Source organism: Bradyrhizobium sp. P5_C11_2 (genome assembly GCF_054049755.1).
Genome location: NZ_JBFULT010000352.1, coordinates 1 through 7,961, shown reverse-complemented (window position 1 = coordinate 7,961; position 7,961 = coordinate 1). Strand labels below are relative to the sequence as shown.

The following is a 7,961-nucleotide window of genomic DNA, read 5'->3' as shown; positions in this document are numbered from 1 at the left end:
GGCACGCTGCTCGCCCGCTACCCCAATTCCGGTGAACTGATGGGACGGAATTTCAGGAACGGCTCGTTTGAGCAGCAGCGGATCTTCGGTCTCGATCATTTCGCCGGCCGCTTCATCAGCCCCGTCGACGGCGAGGACCGTCTGATCTCGGCGCGCGGCCTGCCCCACTTCCCGATCCTGATGATGGCGACCACGACGCGCGCGGCGGCGCTGACGGACTGGCGCGAGCAGATCGTCATCCTGATCTCGGTCGCAGGCGCCTCCGCGCTCGCCATCGCCGGCGTGCTGATCGCGATCGTGCGCAAGCTGCTCGAGCAGCATCGTCTCTCGCGCGAGCGGCTGATGCTGGAGAAGCAGCGCCTCGACCGCGCGGTCAACAACATGACGCAGGGCCTGCTGCTGTTCGATGCCTCGCAGCAGCTCATCGTGTGCAACCAGCGCTACGTCGAGATGTACCGGCTGTCGGCCGAAATCGTGAAACCCGGTTGCAGCTTCCGCGACATCATCGCGCATCGCAAGGCGACAGGCTCCTTCACCGGCAACGTCGACGCGTATGTCGCGCGTGTGCTGCGCGACATCCATGTGCGAAATTCCATGGTGGTCGACACCGCCGACGGCCGCTCCATCCAGGTCGTCAACGAACCGCTCACCGACGGCGGCTGGGTGGCGACGCACGAGGACATCACCGAGCGGCGCCGCACGGAAGAGCGCATCACCCACCTCGCCCATTACGACGCCCTGACCGACCTGCCCAACCGCACCATGTTCCACGAGCATCTGCGCGAGGCGCTGGCGGACACCGTCCATGGCGATGAACTCGCGGTGCACTACATCGACATCGACGAATTCAAGGGCGTCAATGACGCGTTGGGACATCTCGTCGGCGATGAGCTCCTGAAGTCAATTGCGTCGAGCCTCAACCGCTGCGCCGGTCCGACAGATTTCGTGGCGCGGCTCGGCGGCGACGAGTTCGCCATCGTGCAGAGCCCGGTGACCTCGGTGGATCAGGTCAACGACCTGGTCGCGCGGGTCTTCGAAGCCATCCGCGCGCCGTTCGACTGCATGGGCCATCATCTCACCACCGACGCCAGCATCGGCATTGCGCTTGCGCCACGACACGGGACGGCGCTGGACCAGATCCTGAAGAACGCGGACATGGCGATGTACGCCGCCAAATCCGCCGGACGGCGCACCTATCGCTTCTTCGAGCCGGAGATGGACGCCAAGGTCCGCGAGCGGCGGCAGCTCGAGACCGACCTGCGCTACGCCATCGCCCAAGGCGGGCTTGAAGGCGGCCTCGAGGTCTACTACCAGCCCTGCCTCAGCCTGAAGGACGATCGCATCACCGGGTGCGAGGCGCTGGTGCGCTGGCGCCATCCCGAGCGCGGCATGGTCTCGCCGGCGGAATTCATCCCGATCGCCGAAGACACCGGCCTGATCAACGAGATCGGCGAATGGGTGCTGGCGACCGCCTGCCGGGACGCAGCGACCTGGCCCGACGACATCCGCCTCGCCGTCAACGTCTCCCCGGTGCAGTTCAAGAGCGGCACGCTCGCCCTGAAGATCGTGGCGGCGCTCGCCGCCTCCAACTTCCCGGCGAGCCGGCTCGAGCTCGAGATCACCGAGGCGGTGCTGATCCGTGACGACGACGTCGCGCTTGCGATCCTGCATCAGCTCCGCGCCATCGGCGTGCGCATCGCGCTGGACGATTTCGGCACCGGCTACTCATCGCTGAGCTATCTGCACCGCTTCCCGTTCGACAAGATCAAGATCGATCGCTGCTTCGTCAACGACATCGCCGGCCCCGACGGCTCCGCTAGCATCGTGCAGGCCGTCGTCAACCTCGCCAGCGCCCGCCGCATGACCACCACGGCCGAAGGCGTCGAGACCGAGGAGCAGCAGCGCCTGTTGCGCACGCTCGGCTGCTCCGAGATGCAGGGTTATCTGTTCAGCGCCGCGAAACCGGCCGACGAGGTGCTGGATCTGTTCGCGCTGCATCGCAGCCGCCTCGCCCAGCGCGGCGGCGCGGAGAGCCGCCGGCGCGAGGCCGGCTAGGCCTTCGCTCCGCCCTTCAGGCTTGATCGTTACGCCCAGCCAATGTATCTCCACCGWGCAGCTGCCGACACGGCACTGCCGTAGGCGTTACCGTCATCCAACGCGTCCTTTGTCGAGAGGATCCCAGCTGGGAGTTCTCGATTCACGAGACGCCACGGTCATGCCATCACTCTCCCTGCTTGCACATCCGTTCAAGACGCCTCTTCCGGCACGCCTCACACGCGCCGCGATGTTTGCTGTCCTGTCGGATGGCTCGCCATTGGGAGTTTCCAAGGTTGCCGTGGCCCTCAACTCCATTGAGAGGCAACCATGAAGATGACTGGCAATACGATCCTCGTCACCGGCGGCACCAGCGGAATCGGCCGCGCGCTGTCTGAGGCTTTCCACGACCGCGGCAATCGCGTCATCGTTACAGGGCGACGGCAGGCCCTGCTCGATCAGATCACGGCTGAACGCCCCGGCCTGATCGGCCTACCGCTCGACCTAGACGATTCCGCGAGCCTGCCCCGCTTGTCGACCCAAATCCGCACACGCTTCCCCGAGCTCAACGTGCTGGTAGCCAATGCCGGTATCTCGCGAGCGGAGGACATGACGGCCGACGGCTGGGATGCCGCGGATGCGGAGGCCATCGTGGCGACCAACATTCTCGGCGTGCTGCGGGTGACGGCGGCGTTCCTGCCGCTTCTCAAAGGACAGCCGCATGCGACGATCATCGCGACCAGCTCGAACCTCGCCTTCGTGCCCCGCGCCGACTTCCCGACCTACTGCGCCAGCAAGGCATTCCTGCACTCCTGGCTGCAGTCGCTGCGGCATCAGCTCCGCAATATCCCGGTCGAGGTGCTGGAGCTCGCGCCGCCTTATGTGCAGACCGAGCTCACCGGCGCACAGCAGGCGAGCGACGCGCGCGCCATGCCGCTCGACGCGTACATAGCGGAAGTCACGCAATTGCTGGAGCTGCGGGTTCATCCCCGCGACGAGGTGCTGGTCGAACGCGACCGCGCCCGCCGCTGGGCCGAGCGTGACGGCCGCTACGAGGCGACCTTTGCAGCGATGAATCCAAGCTGAGACAGCGTCCCAAAACGAATTCGCCCGGAAGCGGTCATCCGCTCCCGGGCGATAGGTGTCTGGAAATCGTAAACGCTTAGTTCGGCACCGCGGTCTTCGGCGCCGGCTTCGCGGCCGCGGCGTTCACGGTGACGCCGTGCAGGAAGTCGTAGGCCGCATGCAGCGCCTTGTCGTCCTTCTCTTCGGGCGGAACATAGGACTGCGATCCCGTCTGCTCGGTGCCGTCGGGGGCCGAGAGATGGCCGCGCATCGAGGCCTCGCCCATGGTGTCGACGCGGCCCTTCAGCTCGGCCGGCACGTCCTGGAGGATCTCGATGTCGGGTGCGATGCCCTGCGCCTGGATCGAGCGGCCCGACGGCGTGTAGTAGCGCGCCGTGGTCAATGCCAGCGCGCCACTGCCCGCGCCGAGCGGAATGATGGTCTGCACCGAGCCCTTGCCGAACGAGCGCGTTCCGATCAGCGTCGCGCGCTTGTGGTCATGCAGCGCGCCCGCCACGATCTCGGAAGCCGAGGCCGAACCGCCGTTGACCAGCACGATCAGCGGCTTGCCCTTGGTCAGGTCGCCGCCATGCGCGGTGAAGCGCTGGGTTTCCTCCGGATTGCGGCCGCGGGTCGAGACGACCTCGCCACGCTGAAGGAATGCGCTGGACACCGAGACCGCCTGGTCGAGCAGACCGCCCGGGTTGTTGCGCAGGTCCATCACGTAACCGGCGAGCTTCTCCGGCGGGACCTCCTTGGAGATCGAGGCGATTGCCTTCTTCAGACCGTCGGTGGTCTGCTCGTTGAWCGAGGTGACGCGGATATAGCCGATGTCGCCGTTCTCGACGTGGAAGCGCACCGGGCGCACATGGATGATCTCGCGCGTGATCGCGACGTCGAGCGGGGCATCGGCCCCCTTGCGCACGATGGTGAGCTTGGTCTTGGTGTCGACCGGGCCCTTCATCTTGTTGACGGCCTGCTCGAGCGTCATGCCCTGCACGGCGTCGCCGTCGATCTTGCTGATCAAGTCGCCCGACATGATGCCGGCCTTGGACGCCGGCGTGTCATCGATCGGCGAGACGACCTTGACCAGGCCCTCCTCCATCGTCACCTCGATGCCGAGCCCGCCGAATTCGCCGGAGGTGGTCTCCTGCATCTCGGTCCAGGCCTTGTCGTTCATGTAGCGCGAATGCGGATCGAGCGAGGTCACCATCCCGGTGATCGCGCCTTCGATCAGCTTGGAATTGTCGGGCTTCTCGACATAGCTCGCCTTCACCCGCTCGAACACCTCGCCGAACAGATTGAGCTGGGAATAGGCGTCGTCCGCGCCAGCCGCCGCCCGTGCCGCCCATAATCCGCTCTGCGGACCGGATGCCAAAAGGGTCAGACACGCTCCGGTGAGCGCGCCCAGTGGGAACAGCAGGGTTTTCCGCATGGGTAGGCTGGCCTTTTTGCTCTAGCGGTTCTGTTGGGGCTTGGAAGCCGCCATGCAAATGGCGATCCAGCCAGCTTCTCACAATACCAATCTGGTTTCTTCAAGGCCGGCCCGCCCGTCCGGCGGGTACACCGCAAAAATCCCTTCGCCCGGGCCTAAACTTTTGGCAACGTTCGCGGACCGCCTCGCGCAGGGCGGGAATCGGTCGACCGGTCCACGCCTCGCAGCCATGCGATTTTAGGATAGTTTTGGCGCGCCGGACGGGATAGGCGATGGCATAAGGCTTCAAATTCTCGGGAGGACACAACAATGAACGAAGCGCTCCGGCCGCAACGGAACGTCGAACTCGGCGCCAGCAACGAGCCGTTCCAGAACCTGCACGAATTCATCCGGAAGGCGCGCTCCAACCTCAACCAGAACGCCTGGGACTACATCATCGGCGCCGCCGAGACCGAGACCACGATGCGCCGCAACCGCATGGCGCTGGACGAGATCGCGTTCCGCCCGCGCGTGCTGCGTGACGTGCGCAAGATCGACGGCTCCGTCGAGCAGTTCGGCCGCAAGATGCGGCTGCCGGTGGTGCTGGCCCCTGTCGGCGCGCTCGAAATCTTCGATCCCCATGGTGCTGCCAGCGTGGCACGCGGCGCCGGCGCCTTCGGCGCGGCGCACATGCTGAGCTCGGTGTCCGAGCCCGGCCTGGAGAAGACCGCCGAAGCCGCCCCCGATGCGCTGCGCCTGTTCCAGCTCTATGTCCGCGGCGACGATGACTTCGTCGCGGATGTCGTCAGCCGCGCCGTGAAGCACAGCTACGCCGGCTTCTGCCTGACCGTCGACACCGCCCATTACAGCCGTCGTGAACGTGACATCGCCAAGCGCTACGTTCGCGAGAGCCGGCTGCGCGCCACCGGCGGCGATTTCCAGAAAGGTCTGGAGTGGCGGACCGTGAAGATGATCAAGGACAAGTTCAAGATCCCGCTGATCCTCAAGGGCATCGCCACCGCCGAGGATGCGCAGATCGCGGTCGATCACGGCGTCGAATGGATCTACGTCTCCAACCATGGCGGCCGCCAGCTCGATCACGGCCGCGGCGCCATGCATGTGCTGCCCGAGATCGTCGAGGCGGTGAAGGGCCGCGCCAGGATCATGGTCGACGGCGGCTTCTGCCGCGGCACCGACATCGTCAAGGCGATCGCGGCGGGCGCCGACCTCGTCGGCATCGGCCGGCTGCAATGCTGGGCGCTGGCGGCCGCCGGCGAGGCCGGCGTGACCGGAATGCTGGAGCTCCTGGAGGACGAGGTGCTGCGCTGCCTCGGCCTGTTGGGGGCCACCTCGTTCGCCGAGGTGAACAAGTCCTGCCTGCACCCGGCAACCGCGACAAACCCGCCGAGCGTGTTCAGCGCGTTCCCGCTGTTCCACGACGAGCCCTATCGCTACTGACCTGAAAGGACGCAATGACATCGCTCTCTCCGGGAGCCGCGGATGCGCTTCTGTTCGATCTCGGGCGCGTCGTGCTCGACATCGATTTCTCCAAGGCGATCGCCTGCTGGGCGGGACATGCCGGCTGCAAGCCCGAGGCCATCGTCGCGCGCTACGTGCGCGACGATGCCTACCGGCTGCATGAGGTCGGCAAGATCAGCGACGAGGACTATTTCGCCTCGCTGCGCGCCTCGCTCGGAATCGGCATTTCGGATGCGCAGTTCCTCGAAGGATGGAACGCGATCTTTGCCGGCGAGATGCCCGACATTGCGGAGCTGCTGCCGCGCGCGGCCAGGCAGATGCCGGTCTACGCCTTCTCCAACACCAACCGTCCGCATGTGGACTATTTCTCGAGAGAGTATGCCGACCTGCTCGGCCATTTCCGCGAGCTGTACCTGTCGTCCAGCATCGGCCTGCGCAAGCCGGATGCGGCAGCCTTCGACCATGTCGTGGCGGCGATCGGCGTGCCGGCAAGGCGTATCGTGTTTTTCGATGACCTCGCCGAAAACGTCGAGGGGGCGCGGGCGTGCGGCCTGACCGCGGTGCATGTGACGTCGCCCCGCGACGTCGGAGACGCGCTCAAGGCGCTGGGAATCTGATCCAGGCGCATGGGCTGGCGGGTGGAACCGGGAGTTCCCCGGAACCCTTGGCTCGAACCTTGGCTCGAACCTTGGCTCGAACCTTGGCTCGAAAATGAGGAACCAAACCACTTTGTGCATTTTTATGCAGAGTTCCGGGAACGGAATGCCCGTTTCCGGACTCTTGAGTCCGTCGGGACTTCTACGGACGGACGCATCATCGTGTTGGGCAAGACCTACCTCACCAAGCAGGCCTCTCTTCTCCTTGAATTCGCCAGGACGACCTCAGATTCGGACCTTTCCGCCAAGCTCGTGCGCAAGGCAGCCGATCTGAAATCACAGGCGGATCCGTTGCCCGACAAGGATCAGGGCCCCAAGGCTCCTGACGTAGCTTCGCCTGACGTGGCGACCGACCTCAGTCCGGGCGCGCAGACAAGGAGTTGATCGATGCTGGCCGTGGCTCTGGTCGTTCTCGTTCTCGCCATGGCCACGCTGGTGCCGATCGTTCTTGTTGTCCGGATCATGCCGCGCCGGACCTGACACCCCCCTCTTGCCGAATAGACCGGGCCGGATGAATCATCCTGCCTCGTCGCCGTTTTGCCTCCGCGCCCGCGCTCGGCTAGAACGTCGCCGTTCATCCGCCCGACCGTGCCCAGCAGGAGTCTTCCCCCGTGGCCTTGATGCCGGTTTCTGACGCGCTCGCCGCGGTGCTGGCCGGCGTGGAGCCGTTGCCCGAAGAGATGATTGCTCTCGCCGAGGCCTTCCACCGCGTGCTCGCGCGCGACCTCGCGGCGCGGCGCACGCAGCCGCCGCAGGCGATGTCGGCGATGGACGGATATGCCGTGCGCGCGGCCGATGCGGCAAAGGTCGACGCCCAGCTGACCGTGGTCGGCGAGGTCGCGGCGGGCCGGCCGTTTGCGAAATCGGTCGGCGCCGGCGAAGCAGTGCGGATCTTCACCGGCGGCGTCGTACCCGACGGCGCCGACGCAGTCGTGATCCAGGAGGACACGGTCGCCGACGGCAAGCGCATCACGATCAGGGAAGCCGCCATCGCCGGACGGCACATACGCCCCGCCGGCGTCGATTTTCGCGAGGGCGATGTGCTGCTGAAGGCGGGCACCCGCCTCACCGAGCGGGGCCTGGCGCTCGCCGCCGGCATGAACCACCCCGAGCTTCCCGTCCGCCGCCGTCCGAAGGTCGCGATCCTCGCCACCGGTGATGAGCTGGTGATGCCGGGGACGACACCCGGCCCGGGGCAGATCGTCTATTCCAACGGCTACGCCCTGCACGCGCTCGCCCGCGGCGAGGGCGCGGAGACCATCGATCTCGGCATTGCCGCCGACACGCTGGAGGCGACCACCGCCGGCATCCGC

The 7,961-nt window shown here is 66.1% G+C and carries 7 protein-coding genes; 6 read left to right on the top strand and 1 reads right to left on the bottom strand.

Annotated elements, in window-relative coordinates; translation table 11 throughout:
- Together ACXJL8_RS27185 and ACXJL8_RS27180 are read left to right on the top strand one after the other, a co-directional pair.
- A partial coding sequence (locus tag ACXJL8_RS27185; protein ID WP_456685903.1) for a putative bifunctional diguanylate cyclase/phosphodiesterase occupies positions 1-2,055 on the top strand: 2,055 nt, incomplete at its 5' end.
- Positions 2,056-2,364: 309 nt separating this feature from the next.
- Positions 2,365-3,120 (top strand): SDR family oxidoreductase, encoded by a 756-nt coding sequence (locus ACXJL8_RS27180; RefSeq protein WP_456622486.1) that lies wholly within the window; start codon positions 2,365-2,367, stop codon positions 3,118-3,120.
- 76 nt (positions 3,121-3,196) lie between these two features.
- Here ACXJL8_RS27180 and ACXJL8_RS27175 read toward each other — a convergent pair whose 3' ends face one another.
- Complete coding sequence (locus tag ACXJL8_RS27175; RefSeq protein ID WP_456685902.1) at positions 3,197-4,534, bottom strand: S41 family peptidase; 1,338 nt, start codon at positions 4,532-4,534, stop codon at positions 3,197-3,199.
- Positions 4,535-4,843: 309 nt separating this feature from the next.
- Between ACXJL8_RS27175 and ACXJL8_RS27170 the strand changes: the two genes are divergently transcribed.
- The 4 genes from ACXJL8_RS27170 to ACXJL8_RS27155 all read left to right on the top strand — a co-directional run.
- Positions 4,844-5,971: an alpha-hydroxy acid oxidase gene (locus tag ACXJL8_RS27170; RefSeq protein ID WP_456622488.1), complete on the top strand. Its 1,128-nt coding sequence runs from the start codon at positions 4,844-4,846 to the stop codon at positions 5,969-5,971.
- 14 nt (positions 5,972-5,985) lie between these two features.
- A complete protein-coding gene (locus tag ACXJL8_RS27165) occupies positions 5,986-6,609 on the top strand; it encodes an HAD family hydrolase (protein WP_456622489.1) in 624 nt (207 codons plus the stop codon).
- 201 nt (positions 6,610-6,810) lie between these two features.
- Complete coding sequence (locus tag ACXJL8_RS27160; protein ID WP_456622490.1) at positions 6,811-7,032, top strand: hypothetical protein; 222 nt, start codon at positions 6,811-6,813, stop codon at positions 7,030-7,032.
- A gap of 227 nt (positions 7,033-7,259) precedes the next feature.
- A partial coding sequence (locus tag ACXJL8_RS27155) for a molybdopterin molybdotransferase MoeA (protein ID WP_456685901.1) occupies positions 7,260-7,961 on the top strand: 702 nt, incomplete at its 3' end.

Excerpts from the sequence above, each read along its gene's own strand:
- ACXJL8_RS27180 (WP_456622486.1), top strand. The coding sequence starts at position 2,365 with ATGAAGATGACTGGCAATACGATCCTCGTCACCGGCGGCACCAGCGGA.
- ACXJL8_RS27170 (WP_456622488.1), top strand. The coding sequence starts at position 4,844 with ATGAACGAAGCGCTCCGGCCGCAACGGAACGTCGAACTCGGCGCCAGC.
- ACXJL8_RS27165 (WP_456622489.1), top strand. The coding sequence starts at position 5,986 with ATGACATCGCTCTCTCCGGGAGCCGCGGATGCGCTTCTGTTCGATCTC.